The organism is Pantoea agglomerans, from assembly GCF_020149765.1.
GTDB classification, from domain to species: Bacteria; Pseudomonadota; Gammaproteobacteria; order Enterobacterales; family Enterobacteriaceae; genus Pantoea; species Pantoea alvi.
In genome coordinates this window covers 3,645,347-3,665,655 of record NZ_CP083809.1, presented here as the reverse complement: position 1 = coordinate 3,665,655, position 20,309 = coordinate 3,645,347, and the positions used below count along the sequence as shown (strand labels likewise).

Here is a 20,309-nt window from a genome sequence, read left to right as displayed (position 1 = left end):
TTATGACCGCTCCCAACGTAACCGCGCGCATTCTGCGGTTGATTGTTGAAAACGCGCCGATTAGTCAGTCCGATTTGAAAGTTCGCAGCGGACTCAGCATGTCGACGGTTTCGCAAGCGACCAATCGCCTGCTGGCGCAAGAGATTGTCCAGGAGCTGGGGCTGCGTCGCGTCTCAATGGGGCGGCCTAAAACGCTGCTGGGGCTTAATCCCGACCGCGCCAGCGTAATTGGCATCCAGCTTAACGCTGAGCGTAACCTGATCGTCATGACCGATCTCAGCGGCAACCTGCTGGGCGAACAGCAAATGCCGTCGGGCACGCTGACGCCGCGCCAGCTCGGCGACGCGCTGGCGAAATTCCTGCGCGGCGTTGAGGAGAGGCGCGTCGGCGCTATCGGGCTGGCGCTGTCGGGGCTGGTGGACGCCGAGAATGGCTACTGTATCCGCTCGAAAGTTCTCGACTGGGATAACGTGCCCATCGCCAGCCTGCTGGAGGAGCGCTTCTCGCTGCCGGTTTTTATTGAGAACGACGCCAATGCGATGGCGATGGCTGCGCTGGTGTTTGGCCAGCTCGGCACCGCGCAGTCAGCGGTTATCGCCACCTACGGCAAGGGCATCGGGGCCGGCATCATTCTTAATCGCCAGCTCTACCGGGGACGCCACGGCAAAGCGGGCGAGATTGGCAATGGACTGGTCGGCGATGGCTCGCTGCGGCTGCTGGAGGATGTTGCCTCCTCGCGCGCCATTCTGCAGCGGGTTGCCGCACAGGAGAATATTGAGGGCGTTACCCTACAGGCCCTCGATCAGCGTCCTACGCCAGAGGTGCTGGCCGCGCTGGAAGAGGCGGGGCGCGAACTGGGCATTTCGCTGGCGAACCTGTCGGTGGCGTATGACCCGGATGTGGTTTATCTGGCGATGGAGCCGCATATGGCGTCGCGCATTTTGCTCGATAACATTACCCAGAGCTTCCAGGCATACCGCCTGAAGCTGACGCCGCATATGACGCCGCTGCAGTTTCTGAGCGAATCCAACCGGATGTGGGCGCTGGGCGCAGCGGGTTTTGCCGTTAATCGTCTGCTTGATCTGCTGGCCGCGCAGGCTGATGAAGAGCCGGTCGCCTGAGACGCACCGCCAGTAAAAACGGGCGACGCGCGCCCGTTAATCTCTATACTTACCTCTAGCGCAGGCGCATGCCCTGCGCATCAAACAGCAGGCAGTGCGCGGCGGAAATGCCCAGTGCAACCTGACTACCCAGATCGCGCGCAATCGCCTCCCGCTCCTCCACCACCAGCATCTGCTCACGGCCAATATCCAGGTAAAGATAGTTGGTGTGGCCCAGCATCTCGCCATAAGCCAGCTCGCCGGTAAAGCGCTGTGGCTCAGGCGTCTGCGCGGCAGGCTGGAAATGCTCGGGACGAATGCCCAGCGTGACCTGAGCTCCCTCGCGGCAGGGCGCGGCGATTTTCAGCACCAGGTTCTCAATCTTCAGCGCCGGCACGCGCAGTTGCACTTCACCCTCGCCAGCCGCGGCAATCTGCGCCTGCAGAAAGTTCATCTTTGGCGACCCGATAAAACCGGCGACAAACAGGTTATCGGGATCGTGATAGAGGGTCAGCGGCGCGCCTGCCTGCTCGATGCGTCCCTGGCGCAGCACCACGATCCGGTCCGCCAGCGTCATCGCCTCCAGCTGATCGTGGGTAACGTAGATCATGGTATTGCCGAGGGAGGCATGCAGTCGGGCGATCTCAATGCGCATCTGCAGGCGCAGCTCCGCGTCGAGGTTGGAGAGCGGCTCATCAAACAGGAAAATGCGTGGATGACGAATGATGGCGCGGCCAATCGCCACGCGCTGCCGCTGGCCGCCGGACAGGGCGCGCGGCAGACGGTCAAGCAGCTCGGTGAGGTGCAGGCGCGCCGCCGTCTGCTCAATCGCCTGGCTGATTTCCGCTTTGGATTTTTTCATCACCTCCAGCGGATAGGCCAGGTTGCCGCGCACCGTCATATTGGGGTAGAGCGCATAGGACTGAAACACCATGGCGATGCCGCGCTCGGTGGCGGGCTGGCGCGTCATATCCTGATCCTCAATCAGCAGCTGGCCGCTGCTGATCTCTTCCAGCCCGGCAATCATGCGCAGCAGCGTCGATTTACCGCAGCCGGAAGGCCCGACAAACACCACAAATTCGCCGCTGTTAATCGTCAGGTCGATGCCATGGATCACATTAACGTTGTCGTAAGACTTCTTCACATTCTGCAGGCGCAGGCTGGTCATCGGCTACCTCACTCAGAGTAACTGGCCCATGTAGATGGCATTGCTGCGCATAATCGGGGTAAACCCCATGCGCTGATAGAAGGCGCAGACCTGCTCGTTCTGCAGGCTGACGCCCAGATGAACGCCGCTGACCCCTGCTGCCCGCAGCGCTGCCAGTTCATGCTCAATCATTTTGCGGCCCCAGCCGCCTTTCTGCGCCGCAGGCAGCAGATTGATGTGCAGATGGGCAGGCCACTGCGCCACCAGCGTCTCAGCCGCCTGGTCGGGGTGACGGATGGCGTCGAGCACCTTGCTGTCGAGCGGGGCGCTGGCGCTGCGCTGACGATATTTTTCCTGTAGCTGCGGCCACCATTCTGCCTGCAGCTGCGCCTCAAAGGTGCGCGTATCAGGCGCGGCCACCACATAGCCCTGCACCTCACCCGCCCGCTCCAGCACAAAGGCGAAGTCCGGCGCGAAGCGGGCATAGGGCACGGCAAAACGCTGGCCGGGGTAGTCGGGATCGGAGTAGAGCGCGCTGGCGTCGCCGCCGGCATCCGCTGTTTCCAGGCAGATGCGGTAGAGCGCCGGATAGTCCGCCGGGGTGGCCGGACGAATGACACCTTGATTCGCCATGATCAATTCTCGTGAGTGAACAGGTTAAGGATTGCCCAGTGCCGCAGCTGAAAAGTTACGTTAATGAAAGCGGACTTAGTTTTCAAGATAGAATAATTACCTTATCGCACTAACCCAGCTCGTTCAGCAACCTTTACCCACATTCTGATGCGCATCTGTGATCGCCAACACGCCCAAACTGCGGCCTTTGGCGGGCGAATTGCGCCCGGCGAAAAGCGAAAAGTGTGAGCGTTATAGGATTTTCATATGTTTTATCAGGGCGTTATTTTGCGATTATCCTTCTGGATTATTCTGCTGCGCAAAGCCTGGCTGGCGCTATGCCGTCAGGGTAAAGGGCGCAGTGGGCCGCGTAGCCTGCTGCTTTTGCCGCCTGACTGCTGTTTATTTGCGCGCGCTCACAGCGTTGCAATTCGCGCCGCGGGCCGTTTGACTTTATTTTTTTATTAAAGTAAGTATGAGGAGGTGCGTTGCTGTGCGGCTTCAGTCTGCGGGATGGCAGACGGTGAGATGAAGGGATGCCGATCCTGGTCTGAAGAAGGTAAGCATAATGGCTGTTTCCTCCGTTCGTTTGTTCCGAATTCGCAATCTGGGTCGGCTGCTGGCGGCGGGCTTGCTGGCGGGCAGCGTTACGCATGCCGCCCACGCCGCCGTGACCCTCAATGAGTGGGATATCTACAACTATCCGCAGCAGACGGCGGCAGTTGACGAGGGGATTAAAGAATTTGCCCAGCAGAACCCCGGCATCGTGATTAACCGCTCGGTTCACTCCTTTGAAGATACGCGCATCCCGCTCAAGCTGGCGCTGACGGCCGGTGACGGGCCGCAGATCGCCCAGGTGAATCAGGGCGGCGGCGATATGGGCTCGCTGGTGAAAGATAAACTGCTGCTGCCGCTCGACGGCTACGCCGCCAGCAACGGCTGGACCACCCGCTTCCCCGACTCGATTCTGAAGCGTAACCGCTGGTCCGACAGCGGGGAGTTCGGCAGCGGCAAACTTTACGGTATCGCCAGCCTCGGCGAGATGGTCGGGCTTTACTACAACAAAGCGCTGCTGGATAAGGCGGGTATCGCGCCGCCGAAAACGCTGGCGGAGCTTGAAAGCGCAATGGCGAAGCTGAAGCAGCAGGGCACCGCGCCGATGATGCTGGGCCTGCTGGATGGCAATATGGGGCAGCAGCTGCTCAGCACCCTGTGGCAGGCGCAGATTGAGAGCCGCGACCGCAAGGCGCTGGACGATCTGATTTACGATGTGGGCGGCACCTTCAAAGAGAGCAAGCTGGTCAACGCCGCCACCATGATGAAGAGCTGGACCGATAAAGGCTATTTCTTCCCCGGCTTCCAGGGGATCGGCCATGATGACGCCGCGACGCTGTTCCAGAACGGCCAGGCGGCTTTTCTGGTCAGCGGCACCTGGTATCTGGGCCAGTTTAAAGATAATAAAGATATCCACTTCGCGGCGATGCCGGCAGGCGAGGGCGTGAAGCAGCCGCTGATGGTCGGCGGTACCGATCTCGCCTTCTCCGTGACCAGCACCGCGAAGAGCAAAGCGGAGCAGGACGCGGCGGCGAAGTTTATCAACTATATGGTCTCCGATGCGATGGCCAACCGCTGGCTGAAGGTCGGCTTCCTGCCGGCGAGCACCAGTAAAGCTGCCAAAATGCCCGCTGATAACCCGCTGCTGGCGGAAGCCTATCAGGTCTGGCTGACGCTTAACGACTATGACGGTTTAGGGCACTACGTGGACTGGGCGACCCCCACCATGAACGCCGAGCTGAATCAGAACGTCCAGCTGTTGCTGGCGGGCCGTCAGACGGCCGATCAGATGGTGGCTAACTTCGACAACAACTATCAGCGCTACCTGAAAACCCTGAAGCACTAAGCCGGTGGCCCGGCGTGCTGCCGGGCCTGAGCGTTCTGAGCCACGAGTACGGTTATGTTGAATCTAAGCGGTTGGCGTAATTTTCTCTATGTTCTGCCTGCGGTGCTGGTCTATGCGGTCTTTCTGCTGTTGCCGCTGCTGGCCTCGCTGGGCATCAGCTTTACCGAATGGGATGGCACCTCGCTGCCGGTCTTCAGCGGCGTCAGCAACTATCTGCGCATGTTCAGCGATCCGGTGTTCTGGATAGCGCTGGGCAATAACGCCATTCTGATGCTGTTTTATACGCTGCTGCCCATCGGCGTGGGGCTACTGCTGTGCAGCTTTTTGTATGACACCCGCAGCAACGGCGAACGCAGCGTGCTGCGTATCCTCTTTTTCCTGCCCTATATTATGCCGATGGCGGTGCTGGGCGTGGTGTGGCGCTGGCTCTATAACCCGGCGTTTGGGCCGATCGATCAGCTGCTGCGCGCCATTGGGCTGCCGCAGCTGGCGATGTCGTGGCTCGGCGATTTTACCTGGGCGCTGCCCGCCGTAGGGCTGGTAGCAACCTGGTACTTCTTTGGCTTCTGCCTGGTGCTGTTTATGGCGGGGCTGCAGCGTATGGATCCCTCGCTGCTGGAGGCGGCCGATCTTGATGGCTCCTCGCGCCGCCAGAAGTTTATGCGCATTACGCTGCCGGGGCTGCGGCCTGAGCTGCGTATCGCTCTGCTGCTGACGGTGATCGCCAGCCTGAAAGCCTTTGACCTGATTTACGTGATGACCCAGGGCGGGCCTGGCACCTCGACCATGGTCACCAATATCTTTATGTATAAGCAGGGCTTTGACCTGCACTATTTCGGCTACGCCTCGTCGGTGGCGGTATTCAGCATGCTGATTGTGCTGGGGATTAACTACCTGATCCATCTCGCCTTAAAGGAGCGTTACTGATGCGAAGCACGCCGGTGATTTCACGCGCGCTGATCTGGATAGTGGCGCTGATGACCATTCTGCCGTTTCTGATGGCGCTGATGACCTCATTCAAAACCCAGATGGAGCTGTTTCAGGGGGTGTTTACGCTGCCCGCCTCGCTGAACTTCAAAAATTACCTGACCGCCTGGCAGCAGGGCCACTTCAACGTCTATTTTCTTAACTCGGTGCTGGTGGTGATCCCGGTAGTGCTGTGCAGCGTGCTGCTGGGTATTCTGGCCGGGTTTGGCTTTGCCTGGCTGAGGATCCCCGGCAAAAAGGCGATAGCAGCGATGCTGGCGCTGGGGATGGTGCTGCCGAGCGAGGCCTTTATTATTCCGCTTTACCATGAGCTGCGCTGGATGGGGCTGACCAACACCTGGCTGGCACTGATCCTGCCTCAGATCGCCCTGTCGCTGCCCTTTACCACCCTGATGATCGCCAGCGCCTTCCAGCAGGTGCCGAAAGAGCTGGTAGAGGCGGCGGTAATGGATGGCGCGTCACGGATCAAAATTCTCTGGGGCATTCTGGTGCCCGCTATCTGGCCAACCCTGTCGACGCTGGGACTGCTGCTGTTTATCTGGACCTGGAACGAATTCCTGATCCCGCTGATTCTGGTTAACAAAGATGAGCTGCGCACGCTGCCGATCGGCATGATGTTCTTTCAGAACAAAAACACCATCGATATTCCGGTGCTGATGGCGGGGGCGATGATTGTGATCCTGCCGCTGGTGGTGGTGTTCCTGATTTTCCAGCGCAAGTTTATCAGCGGCGTCACCGAAGGGGCCGTAAAGTAAAATGTGAGATACCGCACAATGCATCTTTCTCTTGCTGATTTTCATCCCGCCGCCGACGGCGAAACCCTGGATACGGCGGTGCTGCAATGCGCCATCGATCGCATCGCCGCGGCAGGCGGCGGTCGCCTGACGCTGCCCGCCGGACGCTACCGCAGCGGCTGCCTGAATTTGCCTTCCGACTTTGAGCTGCACCTGGAGGCGGGTGCGGTGCTGCTCGCCAGCCCGCAGCGCGCCGATTATCAGCGCTTTCAGACCCTGAGCAGCGCTGAGAAGTCGCATAACGTCCTGCTTTACGCGCTTGGCCAGCGTAATCTGACCATCAGCGGTAAAGGCAGGATCGACGGTGACGGCGAGGTCTGGTTCGCCGCCGGGCGCGACGCCCAGGGCTACCGGCTGCCGCACGCCGATCGGCCGCGCATCATCGTGTTCGAAGCGTGCGAGCAGGTGACGCTGGAGGGATTCACCATTGTCCAGGCGCCGATGTGGACGGTGCATCTGGTCAGCTGCCGCCATGTGCATATCGATCGCCTCACCATCGACAACGCCATGACGATGCCCAATACCGACGCGCTCGACATCGACAGCTGCGAGGCGGTGTTTGTCAGCAACAGCTACTTTAGCGCGGCGGATGACGCCATCTGCATCAAAACCACCTGGAAGCCCGAGGCGCTACGCCGCCCCGCGCGGCAGATCACCATCAGCAACTGCCTGCTGCGCTCCTACAGCTGCGCCTTTAAGATCGGCACCGAAACCTTTGACGATATCGAGGATGTCACCGTCACTAACTGCACCCTGTTTGACTCCAACCGCGGCATCGGCATTCTGTCGCGCGACGGCGGTGCCATGCGGCGTCTGCTGTTCAGCCATCTGACGTTTGTCTGTCACTACGCGCCGCCGTGTCACTGGGGCAAAGCGGATCCGCTGTTTGTGTCGGTGCGTCCGCGCGATCCGGCGGTGCGGCCGGGGCGGGTTGAGCAGCTGCAGTTCACGCAGGCGAGCGGCGTGGCGGAAGGGGCGATTAACCTGCACGCCGCGCAGCCGGGCGATATTCGCGACGTGCTGATCGCCGATGTGCAGCTGCGTCAGGTGGTCAGCCGCGATGGCGCGCAGGGGCAGTTTGATATTCGGCCGCCGTGCAATCCGGACGCGCCCACCGGCATGGGGCTGGATAACGCCTACCGGCTCGATCCCGCGACCGGGGAGGCGTTCGGCGTGGAGCGCTATCCCGGCGGCCTGCCTGCGCTCTTTGCGCGCGGGGTCGAAAATCTGCGCTGGCATCACCTGGCGGTTGAGCGGCCTGAGCCGCTGCCGCCAGGCTGGAATCCGCAGCCTTTCGTCACCGATTAAGCGTTGAGCGCGGCGGCAATCGCTGCGCCGAGCGCTTCGGTGCTGGCGTCGCCGCCGAGATCGCGCGTCAGGCACTCGCCCTGCGCCAGCGTGCGTTCAATGGCGTCGAGCACCGCGTCGCCCGCCGCTTTATAGCCCAGATGCTCCAGCATCATCGCCCCGCACCAGATCTGGCCGATGGGGTTGGCCACGCCTTTGCCCGCGATGTCGGGGGCGGAGCCGTGTACCGGCTCAAACAGGCTGGGGAAGAGGCCTTCGGGATTGATATTGGCCGAGGGGGCGATACCGATGGTGCCGGTGCAGGCGGGGCCGAGATCGGAAAGAATGTCGCCGAACAGGTTGCTGGCGACCACCACGTCGAACCAGTCGGGGTGCAGCACGAAGTTGGCGGTAAGAATATCGATATGGTACTTGTCGACGCTGACCTGCGGGTAGTGCTCGCCCATCGCCTCGACGCGCTTGTCCCAGTAGGGCATGGTAATGGCGATGCCGTTGGATTTGGTGGCGGAGGTGAGATGTTTTTTCGGGCGGCTGTTGGCCAGCTCATAGGCGAACTTCAGGATGCGGTCGACGCCGACGCGCGTCATCACCGTCTCCTGGATCACCACTTCGCGCTCGGTGCCGGGGAACAGAGTGCCGCCGACGCTGGTGTATTCGCCCTCGGTGTTTTCTCGCACCACGTAAAAGTCGATGTCGCCCGGCTTACGGTTCGCCAGCGGTGCCTTAACGCCAGGCATCAGGCGCACCGGCCGCAGGTTGACGTACTGATCGAATTCGCGGCGGAACTGCAGCAGGGATCCCCACAGCGAGACGTGATCCGGCACGATCGCCGGCCAGCCCACCGCGCCGAAATAGATCGCATCAAAGCTTTTTAGCTGCGCGAACCAGTCGTCGGGCAGCATCTTGCCGTGCTGCTGCCAGTATTCGGCGCTGGCGAAGTCGAACCACTCCCAGCGCAGCGCAATGCCAAACTTTTCGGCCGCCGCGTTCATCACGCGGACGCCTTCCGGCATCACTTCTTTACCGATACCGTCGCCGGGAATGACGGCAATACGATGGATTTTTTCAGACACAGGGCACCTCGCAGGGTTGATGTTCGAATTGTCCGCGCAGTATAACTTTGCATCACCGGGAAATAATTAGCCTGAAACGCAAGTCAATGTTGAATCAAAGTAGAGAATCCCGCACCTCCACCGACGATCTCGCCTTCTTTGTGCGCATCGCCTCCCTTGGCAGCCTGACGGCGGCGGCGCGCGATCTCGGCCTGTCGCTGGCGGCGGTCAGCAAGCGTCTCAGCCAGCTTGAGCGACGCCTCGGCGTGCAGCTGCTGAGGCGCACCACGCGACGGCTGGAGCTGACGGCGGAAGGACGGCGCTACCTGGAGGGCGCGCGTCCGCTGCTCGATCAGCTGGCGGCGCTGGAGGAGGCGGTGAGCAGCCAGACTCAGGTGCTGCGCGGCACGCTCAATATCAACGCCTCGTTCGGCTTTGGCCGCCGCCACGTCGCGCCCTGCGTATCGGCGTTCGCGGCGCTGCATCCCGAACTGGCGCTGTCGCTGCAGCTCAGCAGCCAGCCGCTTAATTTTCTTGATGCCAACGTCGATATTGACGTGCGCGTCGGGGAGCCGCCCGATTCGCGGCTGGTGGCGCGTCGGCTGCGCGCCAATCCACGCATTCTCTGCTGTTCGCCCGCCTACGCTGCGCGCTGCGGCCTGCCTGCCGATATTCACGCGCTGGCGCAGCACAACTGTATTCTGCTGCGCCAGCATGAAGGGGATTTCACCCTGTGGCGCTTTGTGCAGGGCAGCGAGAGCGTCAGCCAGAAGGTGCGCGGCACGCTGCTGACCAACGACGGCGAGGTCGCGATGCGCATGGCGCTGGACGGCCACGGCATTCTGCTGCGCTCGTGGTGGGATGCGCGCCACGCGGTTGAACGCGGCGAGCTGCTGCACGTACTGCCTGAATGGCAGGCGCCCGACGGCGATATTTTCGCAGTATGGCAGGCGCAGCGGCAGCTTCCCACGCGCATTACCGCCTTTGTGGATTTCTTACAGGCGCGCTTAAAGCAGGAGAAGTAGAGGAGGCCGCCGCAGCGGGACAACATTTACACACTGATTGTTAATGAGTATGATTCTCATTCTTTTTGAGCGCTGACCGCAGCGGCTGAGCCGGGCGGCGGCGCATCATTTCCCAAGGGAGTCATGCATGAAATCTCTGTTCAGTCCGCGTCACGCCGCGCTTGCTCTGGCGCTGGCCGCCGCTTTTGGCCTCTCGGCCTGTCAGGCACCGGCGAAAAAAGCCGAGGCGCCCGCCGCCGCTGCCGCCGCGCAGCCCGCCTCTGCGGTGAAACAGCGCGAACTCGGCTTTGGCCTGTATGAGATGGCTTACGTGCCGGGCGCCAAAGCGCTCTACGTCGCCAGCGCCGACGCCTTTAAGGATGTCAGCGGCGGCGTGATCTATCGCCTCGATCCCACCACGCTGGAGACCACCGGCAAAGGCTATACCGACCTGAAAAACTTCGGCATGACCATGAACCAGGACGGCAGCCTGCTCTACGTGACCAATACGCTGGATGGCGGCGTCTCGAAGATCGACCCGGTTAAAGGCAAGGTGCTGGCGCGCACCCTGTTCAGCGAGCGCAACGAGAAAGGGTTCCCGTTCGGCGCGCGTGAGATTTTCCTGCATAACGACCAGCTCTATATCGGCGGCGTGGGCGATCCGGGCGTTATCTGGGTGGTGGACGCGCAGAGCATGAAGCTGAAGAGCCGCATTAAAAATGCTGGCAAATGGGTCACTGGCATTATCTACTCGCCGGTAACCGATCGCATCTACGCCGCGAACGGCGGCGGCGAAATCCTGGTGATCAACCCGCGCAGCCATAAGATTGAGAAGCGTCTGACCGCGGGCGACGGCAAAGAGTATCTGCTGCTGAACATGGCGGAAGATCCGGCAACCGGCCGTCTGTTCGTGACCGACAACTCGAAAGCGAAAACCACTCTGGTGTTCGATGAGCGCACCGGCAAGGTAATCAAACGCATTGACGGCGACGCGCTGGGCATTAAATTCAACGCGAAACGCAACGAGATCTATATCAGCCAGCGTGAATCGCAGAAGGTGCTGCAGCTTGACGCCACCACCTACGCGGTGAAAAACAGCTGGTCGTTCGAGGGGCATCCCAATAGCCTGCTGGTCACGCCGGATGGGCAGACGCTCTATGTCACCATCAAGCAGGGCTTTAACAAGGATCACAGCAGCAAAGGGCCGGACAGCGTGGCGCGCATAGCGCTGAATTAAGGTTTATAAAGGGCCGCCTCACGGCTTCACCTGTGGCGGCTCTTTTCCGGTGAATGAATCAGGCTCCCTTTCCCTGCGACCGGTGAATATATTCCATTACTGGAAATAATGTTATGGCTGCATTATTTTTTTACCACAGGATATATTGCTATTTTCTGTCTAAAAGACATGCCCGGAAAAGTATACCCGCTGTTAACCCTGGCGTAATTAACGCCGCTCTGTTTTTACACCTGAAATGATAGCGTTAATGCGCCATGAAAATGGATGTTTTTACTATTTTTTCTGGCGAATAGCTGCTGTATTCTACTGAATCAATGAGCTTTGCTTCTCTTCAAATAAACAGAATGCTGCTATTCACTTATTATCGAAGGTGAAAATAATGAGAACGTTAAAACAATACGAGCTCAGCATCGTAAGCGGTGGTGCGCCGGCGACTGCCGATCAGGTAAGCGCTTTTCTTGAAGGCATTGTCTGGGGCGCGCTGGATGGATTCCTGACCGGTGTTACCGTGGGTGGAAGCGGCAGCCGTAGCGCCATATTTGGCATTATCTCTCAGGGCATAGGGGCAATTTTTGGCGGTGTTATTGGCCCGATCGTGGGCGCGATTATGGGCGCAATGGCTGGCAGAGAGGCGGTCGCAGCCTATGCGGCTGATGTCAGGACGCGCTATTCCAGCTAGCCGAAAGTGTTGCGCCAGTACCCTCTTCATTAAAGGGGCTTTAATGGAGTTTTCAGTAGTCATCATATTAATATATAAGGAAATTAATCATGCGTGAATTATCTGTTATTGAAACTGAAATCGTCAGCGGCGGTGCAATCGTCTCCTCGGTGGGCGAAGCAGCAGAAGGCGCAGCATGGGGCTTCTTTGAAGGCCTGGCGACTGGCGCGGCAGTGGGCGGCAGCGCCAGCCGTAGCGCCGTATTCGGCCCTATTGCTCAGGTTGTCGGCCTGATTTTCGGCTGTATTGTCGGCCCGGTTGTCGGAACCTTTATCGGCGCGCTGTGGGGCAGAGATGCCGTCGCGGCCTATGGCGCCGACTTCCGTAAGAATTACGGCACCAGCGACAGTGTAGCCCTGGTATAACACGAAAAATCTTTAGCGACTCTGATTTATCTGGCAGCGTTTTTTATTTGTTTTATGTGTAATTATAAAACCCTTTTAATAATATTATTTAAAGGACGCTAATGTCTGCCTGGAGCGTCACGAGTCTGGAAAAACTCCGCAGCAGAAGGCTGCGGGGTTTTAATTTTTCAGAAGAGGCTGTGTTTATATCGCTTGAGTTGTCGAGCCGGTCTGTTACTTTTTTCTCTTGCTGTTGGTAGCTAATTTATTGCAATCAGCTTATCGGGAAGAAATAAAAAAGCCGCGCCCTGAGGCTACGGCTTATGAATGCAGATTAGCGGAACGCGATTACTGATCGACGCCCTGCACCAGCACGACACGGTACTCTGCACCTTTCAGGCGGTGCTGTTTAGCTTCCTGATACTCCGGGCTGTCATACCAGCCGTGCGCTGCCTCAACCGTTGGAAACTCCAGAACGACCACGCCGTCCGCTTCCGGCCCTTCCAGCGTCTCCAGCTGTCCATAAAACGCCAGCGGCGTAATAGGGTGATCGCCGCGCGCTTTCCCCGCTTTCTCGCCGTAAATAGCGAACTCTTCAGGGTTGGTAATTTTGTCGCGAATAAAGATTACATATGCGCTCATTGTCGGCTCCTTTACGCCTGGCGTTTATCTTCGGTGTTGGTATCAAAATCGGATGCGTCGTGGCGCTCGTGCAGCTGATCGGCCGGATCGCCCATCACGCGATTCACTTTGCGTCCGCGGATAACCGCCGGACGCTCGGCGATCTCCTGCGCCCAGCGCACCACGTTCTTGTAGGATTTGGCGTCGAGGAATTCGGTTGCGCCATACTGGTTGTTCAGCACCAGGCCGCCGAACCAGGGCCAGGTGGCGATATCGGCGATGGTATAGGCGTCGCCGCCAAGGAAGCGGCTCTCCGCCAGACGGCGATCGAGCACGTCGAGCAGGCGCTTGGTCTCCAGCGTATAGCGGTTAATGGCGTATTCGATTTTCTCCGGCGCGTAGTGGTAGAAGTGGCCGAAACCGCCGCCGACGAAGGGCGCGGCGCCCTGTAGCCAGAAAAGCCAGTTCAGCGCTTCGGTACGGCCCGCCAGATCGTCCGGCAGGAAATGGCCGAATTTGTCCGCCAGGTAGAGCAGAATATTGCCGGACTCAAACACGCGCTGCGGCGGGTTCACCGAATGGTCGCTGAGCGCCGGAATCTTGGCGTTGGGGTTGATATCAACAAAGCCGCTGCCGAACTGATCGCCGTCGCCGATGCGGATCAGCCAGGCGTCATACTCCGCCTCTTTGACGCCGACCGCCAGCAGCTCCTCCAGCAGAATCGTCACTTTCTGGCCGTTGGGCGTGCCGAGCGAATAGAGCTGCAGCGGATGCTTGCCGACCGGCAGCGCTTTTTCATGGGTTGCGCCTGCGATGGGGCGGTTGGTTTTTGCGCCGTTGCCTTTGGCTTCCGGATCCCATTTCCAGACTGTTGCGGGCTGATAACTGTTTTCCGACATAGTGTGGGTTCGCCTTGTTGATGAGAAGGTGTCAGACGTCTCTGAGTGTAGCAGGGCGAATAATTGCGGTTTAACCCTGCTGGCGTTCGCTAGTCGACGTTCTCCTGGGTATAGAGCATAAAGTCGACGCGGCCATCCGCATAAGTGGAAAAATCACCGCCTTTTTCCAGCTTTTGCAAAAGCAGGTTCAGCGCCAGCTGGGCGTGGCGCTGGGTATTCTGATCGAGCGTTAAGGTGAGAATGCGCTGCTGCAGCAGCTGGCGCGTGGTGGCGTAAAGCTCGTGGGTGATGTAAACCACGTCGCGTTCGCGGCGATGGCGCGCCAGCGCCTGCGAAATCGCGCTGTTGCCAGAGCCGGTATTGTAAACGCCGACTATCGACGGGGATGCCACCAGCGCCTTCTCCAGCAGCTTGCTGATGCGCGAGCGATCCTCCAGACCGGCCAGCACCTCGCGCAGCGCCAGATGGGGAAAGCGCTGCTGCAGCACGTCGCGGAATCCCTCGATGCGCTGGCGATGCGCGCGATAGTCGACGCGGCCGCTGACCATCAGCACCTCGCCCGCGCGTGCCAGCATGCTGCCCATCATCAGCCCGGCGGTGCGGCCAGCCTGCAGCTGATTGATGCCGACGTGCAGTAGCCGCTCGGCGTCGGGCAGGTCGGACACCAGGGTAATCACCGGTACGCCGCGCGCTTTGCAGTCGCGCAGCGCCTGGTAAATCGCGGGATGTTCATGGGCAAAGACCATCAGCCCGTCGACTCTGCGGCTGCTGGCGAGAATATGCGCTGCCAGCTTCTCCGGCGCGTTTTCAGCGATAAAGGTGCGCTGCAGGCGCAGGCGACGATAGCCGAGCGCGTCGGCCAGCTGCTGGAAATCCTGCGCCAGCTGGCGAAAGAAAAAGGCGTCGGTGCCGCTGAGGATCACTTCGATTTGCCACGGCTGGCGGTGCTCTTCCGGCAGAATACGGTTAAGGCCCGCCGCGCGCGCCGCCTCCAGCACCTTCTTCGTCATCGCTGGCGACACGCCGCCGCGATCGTTAAGCACCCGGTCTACGGTCGCCACGCCGACGCCGGCGGCGCGCGCCAGATTAGTGAGCGTCATTCGCTTCATGCTGAGTGAATTCCATCAATTTCTGCATTCAGCCAGCCTGACAGAACGGGCTATTTTGACAAGGTCAGCTATCCCGAACTGTGAAGAGGAGATCGAAATGTCCCCTGTAACTCAACGCGTTGCCCTGATCGGCAGCGGCTTTATTGGTCAGGTACACGCCGCGAATCTGGCGGCGCATCCGGGCGCGCATCTGGCGCTGGTGTGCGACCTCGACGCGGCGCGCGCCGAGGCGCTGGCGCAGCGCTATGGCACGCGGGCGGGGCGCGTCAGCGAGGCGCTGAATCGCAACGATATCGATGCGGTGCTGATCGCCAGCTCAACGCCGACGCACGCCGATTTTCTGGCGCAGGCGGCAGGGGCTGGCAAGGCGGTCTACTGCGAAAAGCCGATCGATCTGTCGCTGGCGAAGGCGCGCGCGGTGGTGGAGAGCCTCGCGCCGCTGAAGGTGCCGGTCACCGTCGGCTTTAACCGCCGCTTCGACCGCAGCCACCAGCAGCTGAAGCAGCAGCTTCAGCAGGGCGCAATCGGCGCGCCGGAGCTGATCCAGATGGTGTGCCGCGCGTCTGAGATGCCCTCTCTCGACTACCTGCGCGCGTCGGGCGGACAGATGCGCGATCAGGCGATCCACTTTTTCGATCTGCTGCGTTTTCTGACCGGCGACGAGGTCGATACCGTCGGCGCGCTGGGTGCGGCGCTGGCGCAGCCTGCGCTGCGCGACTTCGGTGATGTCGATACCTCGGTGCTGATTATGCGGCTGGAACGCGGCGCGCTGGCACAGCTCGATAACACCCGCCGTACCGGATACGGCTATGACGAGCGCATCAGCGTGGTGGGATCGCAAGGCATGCTGGCGTCGGAGCCGCAGGCGATGCGCGGCGCGACGCTCTATCAGCAAAGCGGCATCACTCAGCCTGGCCTTTTCCCGGACTGGTTCAGCCGCGTGCGCGACACCTACTACGCTCAGCTTGACGCCTTCCTGCGTCATCTCGGCGGCGAAACGGTGGCGGATCTGCCTGGCCTGATGGATGGTCTGCAGGCGCAGGCGATTGCCGAGGCGGCGTGCGAGTCGCTGACCAGCGGACGCTTCGTCAAGGTCGAGCGACTGGCATAGCCGCTTATCGGCTCAGCAGTTCGCGCTCGATCAGCTCGCGCGTCTCTACCGCCTGCGTCTTCATCTTCTCGGGGTAGCCGAACAGCGCAGAGGCGATAATGGATTCGCCGCCCACTTTATAGGTGCGGTTGGCGAAGTCCATCTCGCGCAGCGTCTGGAACAGCGTGTCGAAATCGACCTCGCCTTCGCCGACGCCGACGTGCTGGTGGATAGTGGCGTCCACGCCCGGCGGGTTAACGATATAGCGGCAGTGTTTGGTATGGTTCATGGTATCGGCGATCAGCACATGGGAGAGATCCTCGCCGGCATACTCCAGCATCGGCCTGACGTCGCCCTTGCCGTTGTCGTAGAAAAAGGTATGCGGCACGCTGTAAACATATTTCACGTTGTCGCTGCGGAACGACTTCACCATATCGGCGGTTTCGTTGCTGTTCTCGCAGAAATCCCACGGATGCGACTGGATCTCGACGCGGATATTCTCGCGCTCGAACAGGGGCAGCAGCTCCTCCATTGAGCGGTAGAACATCTCTTCGCAGATCTCCGGCTCATTGGGGTTGCCGGAAAGCTCGGTATTGATCACCTGCACGCCCATCTCTACCGCAATCTCAATCATGCGCTTCCAGTTTTTTACCGCCGCCTGACGCCGCAGCTCGTCCGGGCCGGACCAGCGATAGACGACGATAAACGAGGAGATCTCCACGCCGGTGGCGTTCAGCGCGTTTTTATATTCGCGCATAATTTCGCGGCTGGCTTTCGGGTGCTTATAGAAAGGGTTGATCTGCGGATGGGGCGACTGCTCGATATAGTTGTATCCCCATTCGGCCACCTGATGCACCATGCGGGTAATACCCATATCCCTGATTACATCCACATCAAAAGCGATTTTCATCTTCACGACTCCAGGCTTAAGTTAGCGTTCTTCGTTGAATACCACGCCAGTCTGCCGACGCACCTCATCCATCGCGCGCAGCGTCTGCAGCGAGGTTGTCAGCGAGCGGATCGGCGAATCCGTCAGGCTCTGGCCGATGCACCAGGCGAAGTGGTTAATCTCATGGCAGAGCTGCTGATAGCGGTTGGCTGGCTCTTCCCAGTGCAGCGTCCGGCGCTTATCGCTGGAGACCAGGCGGAAATTACCCGGCGCGTAGAACTGGCCGTCGAGGCAGAGCGTGGCGTCGCGTCCGGCGATTACCGCCGTGCCCGGCGTATTGCTGAACAGGGTGGTATGCAGCACTGACTGCACGCCGCGCGCATGGGTAAAGAGCATTGCGGTCTGACCGTTGACGCCGCCTGGCGCGGGTTCACCCTGCGCGGCGATGCGTTCGGGCGCGCCGCCGACCAGAATGCTGAAGGCGATTAAATAGCTGCCGAGATCGAGCATCGGCCCGCCGGCGAGGTCGGCATTGAAAATGCGGTGATCCGGGGTGAAAAACTCGCCGTGATCGGCGATCAGGCTGTGAATGTCGCCCAGTGCGCCATCCGCCAGCAGCTGGCGGATAACGTCATACTTCGGCGCGAAGTCGCACCACATCGCCTCGACACAGAGCCGTCCCGCCTGGCGCGCCGCCTGCTGCAGCGCTTCACCCTCGCGCGCGTTAAGCGCCAGCGGCTTTTCAATCAGCACATGTTTGCCCGCCTGCAGCGCGCGCAGGCCGTCGGGGAAGTGGTGGTTATGCGGCGTGGCGATATAGACCGCGTCGATATCCTCGCGTGCCAGCAGCGCATCGATGCCGGCGCAGGCGTGGGGAATCGACCATTTGTCGGCGAACGCCTGCGCCTTGTCATAGCGGCGCGATGAAACTGCCGTCAGCTGCTGGCGGGTGTGCTGGCAAAGCGCGCTGGCGAAATGGTCGGCGATCCAGCCAGGGCCGACGATGCCCCAGCGCAGCGTCGGGATCTGTTGCGCATCGGGCAGGCGCGGCGCCGGTAAGGTAGAGGGAAACATAACATCTCCGTATTTATCATTCTGTTAATGGCGCGCGACGGCGTAACGCGCATCCGTCAGGCTTTCACTATAGAAAGCCGGAGGCTGCCTTCTCTAACCTTTTGCTGATGGAATTCCATCAGCCTTTTCGCAGGCGAATTGCGGAAAATTTCTAGCAAATGTATTTTCCGAAGGGAACTGATTTGGAAATGAATGTTTCATTATGCGAAGAGGATCAAATTTACGCGCGGTTTTTTATCAAAAAATCGGGCCAGCGCGCCGGGGCGGGTAGGATAGCGAAAGCGAGCTATTTCAACCTTCTCAGGAGGCAACAGAGCATGACGAAAGTCACTATGAGCGCCATCGCGCGCGAAGCGGGCGTGGGCGTGGCGACGGTCGATCGCGTGCTGAACCAGCGCGCCCCGGTGCGCGGCGCAACTGAACAGAAGGTGCTGGCGGCGGCCAGCCGCTTAGGCTATCGCCACGCGCAGGCCCGGCTGCTGCACGCCGGCTCGCCGCCGACGGCGACGCTGCGCATGGGATTTCTGCTGCTCTCTACCGACTATTCACTCTACCAGCAGCTGAGCGAGGCGCTGCGCGAACAGGCCGTACCGCACCATCCCGCCGGCGTCGAGCCGCTTTTCATCACCCACGGCATCGACGAGGTGGAGCAGGCGGCACAATCGCTGCGCGCGCTGGCAACGCGCGTCGACGCAATCGGCGTGGTGGCGCTCGATCATCCGCTGATCCGCCATGCCATTCAGGCGGTATCGCGTCAGGGCGTGCGGGTCTACGCGCTCTTTTCCGACTTTTCGCCCTGCGGCCAGGCGGGCTATATCGGGGTGGATAATCAGAAGGCGGGGCGCACCGCCGCCTGGATGGCGCAGCATCTGCTGCGTCAGCCCGGCAGCGTCGGCGTGCTGCTCGGCGATCACCGCTTTACCTGCCAGGAGAGCTGCGAAATCAGCTTTCGCTCCGGGATGCGCGAATATGGGGCGACGCAGCGCGTGCTTGAGCCGCTCAACACCCGTGAAAGCGTCGAGGGTGGCTATCGCGCCGCGCAGGCGCTGCTGGAGGAGCACGCCGATTTGCAGCTGATCTATGCGCCGTGTGGCGGCATCGAGGGGGTGGTGCGCGCGCTGCGCGAACAGGCGCAGCGCAGGGTCATGTTGCTCTGTCACGGGCCGGTGCAGGAGGGGGAACTGGCGCTTATCGACGGCACTATCACAGTGATGCTGCGCCATAACATCGAGACGATGGCGGCGGCCGTGGTGCGGCTTTGCACTGAGCGCCAGAACAAGGGCGACGCGCGCTATCAGCAGGTGGTGCTGCCTTTCGAGATTATCACCAGAGAAAACATGTAAATCATTTAGTTACTGATTTAAATGATAATTTTCTATCATTTTTCTGATAAAAATAACTATGATCGCTATCAAAGAATAAAACTTCCACGGTTGTTTGATATGGAAAATATATTCGATACTCGCAGCAAATGTGCCTGCCCGGAGAGCTATCGTGACCATCCATATCGCCAACGCGCCCTGTAGCTGGGGCGTGGATAATCCCGACAATCCCTTTCTGCCGCCGTGGCAGACCGTACTGCGCGAAGCGGCGCAGGCGGGCTACCGCAGCATTGAGCTTGGGCCGTGGCGCTATCTGCCAGTGGATCCAGAGCAGCTCAGCCGCGCCCTGAACCAGCACGGCCTGTCGATCGTTGCCGCCACGCTGTTCGACGATCTGGTCAGTGAGGCTAACTTTCCGGCAATGATCGCGCTGACGCACAGGCTGTGCCGCACCCTGTCCCAGATACCCACCGCCGCGAAGACCCACGGCGACAACGCGCCCGCGCCCTATCTGGTGATTATCGACTTCGGCAACCCCGAGCGCGCCCGGCTGGCCGGGCAGTCTGAACGCGCGCCGCGCCTCGGGGCGGCGGAGTGGCAGCGCCTGATGCGCCATATCAGGCAAATCAGCGAGATCGCCTGGCGCGACTACGGCGTGCGGCCGGTGATCCATCCGCACGCGGGCGGCAGCATTGAGTTTGCCGACGAGCTGGCGCAGCTGGTGCAGGATATTCCGCATGAGGTGGCCGGGCTCTGCCTCGATACCGGCCATCTCTACTATGCGGGCATGGATCCCATCGCCGCGCTGCGGCGCTACTGGCATCGCATCGACTATCTCCACTTCAAAGATGTCAACGAGGCGGTCTGGCGCGACGTGCTGGCCCGCGGCCTCGACTTCTTCAGCGCCTGCGCCGAAGGGGTGATGTGCCCGATTGGCCAGGGCGCTATCGACTATCCGGCCGTGCGCGCCTTTCTGGCCGGGCAGGACTACCAGGGCTGGATCACGCTGGAGCAGGAGCGCGATCCGCGCCAGGCCGACACCAGCCTGCGCGACGTCAGCGCCAGCCTGAGCTATCTCAAATCCGTGGGTTTTTAAGGAGAA

Annotated in this window: 20 protein-coding genes; 12 read left to right on the top strand and 8 right to left on the bottom strand. The window is 60.5% G+C overall.

Features of this window, described 5'->3' with window-relative positions; all coding sequences use genetic code 11:
* Positions 1-2 precede the first annotated feature (2 nt).
* Entirely contained in the window at positions 3-1,121 is a 1,119-nt protein-coding gene (locus LB453_RS20245; protein ID WP_103793704.1) for an ROK family transcriptional regulator, read from the top strand.
* Positions 1,122-1,176: 55 nt separating this feature from the next.
* Here LB453_RS20245 and LB453_RS20240 read toward each other — a convergent pair whose 3' ends face one another.
* Positions 1,177-2,268, bottom strand: coding sequence for an ABC transporter ATP-binding protein (locus LB453_RS20240; protein WP_103793705.1), 1,092 nt, complete (start codon positions 2,266-2,268; stop codon positions 1,177-1,179).
* Positions 2,269-2,280: 12 nt separating this feature from the next.
* Positions 2,281-2,880: a GNAT family N-acetyltransferase gene (locus LB453_RS20235; protein WP_103793706.1), complete on the bottom strand. Its 600-nt coding sequence runs from the start codon at positions 2,878-2,880 to the stop codon at positions 2,281-2,283.
* Positions 2,881-3,427: 547 nt separating this feature from the next.
* Between LB453_RS20235 and LB453_RS20230 the strand changes: the two genes are divergently transcribed.
* Genes LB453_RS20230 through LB453_RS20215 form a run of 4 tightly spaced genes read left to right on the top strand, consistent with a single transcriptional unit; the run spans position 3,428 to position 7,848 of the window.
* A complete protein-coding gene (locus LB453_RS20230; RefSeq protein ID WP_103793708.1) occupies positions 3,428-4,759 on the top strand; it encodes an extracellular solute-binding protein in 1,332 nt (443 codons plus the stop codon).
* Positions 4,760-4,813: 54 nt separating this feature from the next.
* The gene (locus tag LB453_RS20225) at positions 4,814-5,686 is read left to right on the top strand and encodes a carbohydrate ABC transporter permease (RefSeq protein WP_103793709.1); all 873 of its coding nucleotides are present in this window, start codon (positions 4,814-4,816) and stop codon (positions 5,684-5,686) included.
* A complete protein-coding gene (locus tag LB453_RS20220; RefSeq protein WP_103793710.1) occupies positions 5,686-6,501 on the top strand; it encodes a carbohydrate ABC transporter permease in 816 nt (271 codons plus the stop codon). Before LB453_RS20225 ends, LB453_RS20220 begins: the two co-directional genes overlap by 1 nt.
* An 18-nt stretch (positions 6,502-6,519) precedes the next feature.
* Positions 6,520-7,848: a glycoside hydrolase family 28 protein gene (locus tag LB453_RS20215; protein WP_103793711.1), complete on the top strand. Its 1,329-nt coding sequence runs from the start codon at positions 6,520-6,522 to the stop codon at positions 7,846-7,848.
* Here the strand turns inward: LB453_RS20215 and LB453_RS20210 are convergent.
* Positions 7,845-8,921: a tartrate dehydrogenase gene (locus LB453_RS20210; protein ID WP_103793712.1), complete on the bottom strand. Its 1,077-nt coding sequence runs from the start codon at positions 8,919-8,921 to the stop codon at positions 7,845-7,847. The genes LB453_RS20215 and LB453_RS20210 overlap by 4 nt on opposite strands.
* A gap of 86 nt (positions 8,922-9,007) precedes the next feature.
* Between LB453_RS20210 and LB453_RS20205 the strand changes: the two genes are divergently transcribed.
* The 4 genes from LB453_RS20205 (at position 9,008) to LB453_RS20190 (ending at position 12,224) form a co-directional block, all read left to right on the top strand.
* Entirely contained in the window at positions 9,008-9,925 is a 918-nt protein-coding gene (locus LB453_RS20205) for a LysR family transcriptional regulator (protein ID WP_103793713.1), read from the top strand.
* A 127-nt stretch (positions 9,926-10,052) separates the two neighbouring features.
* Positions 10,053-11,141: a YncE family protein gene (locus tag LB453_RS20200; protein WP_103793714.1), complete on the top strand. Its 1,089-nt coding sequence runs from the start codon at positions 10,053-10,055 to the stop codon at positions 11,139-11,141.
* A 379-nt stretch (positions 11,142-11,520) separates the two neighbouring features.
* A complete protein-coding gene (locus tag LB453_RS20195) occupies positions 11,521-11,820 on the top strand; it encodes a hypothetical protein (protein WP_103793715.1) in 300 nt (99 codons plus the stop codon).
* A gap of 89 nt (positions 11,821-11,909) precedes the next feature.
* Positions 11,910-12,224, top strand: coding sequence for a hypothetical protein (locus LB453_RS20190; protein WP_103793716.1), 315 nt, complete (start codon positions 11,910-11,912; stop codon positions 12,222-12,224).
* A gap of 327 nt (positions 12,225-12,551) precedes the next feature.
* On the opposite strand, the gene LB453_RS20185 is transcribed toward LB453_RS20190, so the two are convergent.
* From LB453_RS20185 to LB453_RS20175, 3 genes are all read right to left on the bottom strand, one after another.
* Complete coding sequence (locus LB453_RS20185; protein WP_103793717.1) at positions 12,552-12,845, bottom strand: DUF1330 domain-containing protein; 294 nt, start codon at positions 12,843-12,845, stop codon at positions 12,552-12,554.
* An 11-nt stretch (positions 12,846-12,856) separates the two neighbouring features.
* A complete protein-coding gene (yghU, locus tag LB453_RS20180; RefSeq protein ID WP_103793718.1) occupies positions 12,857-13,723 on the bottom strand; it encodes a glutathione-dependent disulfide-bond oxidoreductase in 867 nt (288 codons plus the stop codon).
* Between the two features lie 89 nt (positions 13,724-13,812).
* On the bottom strand, positions 13,813-14,832 hold the full coding sequence (locus LB453_RS20175; protein WP_103793719.1) for a LacI family DNA-binding transcriptional regulator: 1,020 nt from the start codon (positions 14,830-14,832) through the stop codon (positions 13,813-13,815).
* A 97-nt stretch (positions 14,833-14,929) separates the two neighbouring features.
* Here LB453_RS20175 and LB453_RS20170 point away from each other — a divergent pair, with 97 nt between their 5' ends.
* The gene (locus tag LB453_RS20170) at positions 14,930-15,943 is read left to right on the top strand and encodes a Gfo/Idh/MocA family oxidoreductase (RefSeq protein WP_103793720.1); all 1,014 of its coding nucleotides are present in this window, start codon (positions 14,930-14,932) and stop codon (positions 15,941-15,943) included.
* Between the two features lie 4 nt (positions 15,944-15,947).
* Here LB453_RS20170 and LB453_RS20165 read toward each other — a convergent pair whose 3' ends face one another.
* Complete coding sequence (locus LB453_RS20165) at positions 15,948-16,832, bottom strand: sugar phosphate isomerase/epimerase family protein (RefSeq protein ID WP_033793251.1); 885 nt, start codon at positions 16,830-16,832, stop codon at positions 15,948-15,950.
* A gap of 21 nt (positions 16,833-16,853) precedes the next feature.
* Positions 16,854-17,885, bottom strand: a complete 1,032-nt coding sequence (locus LB453_RS20160; RefSeq protein ID WP_103793721.1) for a Gfo/Idh/MocA family protein — start codon at positions 17,883-17,885, stop codon at positions 16,854-16,856.
* A gap of 317 nt (positions 17,886-18,202) precedes the next feature.
* Here LB453_RS20160 and LB453_RS20155 point away from each other — a divergent pair, with 317 nt between their 5' ends.
* On the top strand, positions 18,203-19,228 hold the full coding sequence (locus LB453_RS20155; RefSeq protein ID WP_103793722.1) for a LacI family DNA-binding transcriptional regulator: 1,026 nt from the start codon (positions 18,203-18,205) through the stop codon (positions 19,226-19,228).
* Between the two features lie 151 nt (positions 19,229-19,379).
* Positions 19,380-20,303 (top strand): TIM barrel protein, encoded by a 924-nt coding sequence (locus tag LB453_RS20150; RefSeq protein ID WP_103793723.1) that lies wholly within the window; start codon positions 19,380-19,382, stop codon positions 20,301-20,303.
* Positions 20,304-20,309: the final 6 nt, after the last annotated feature.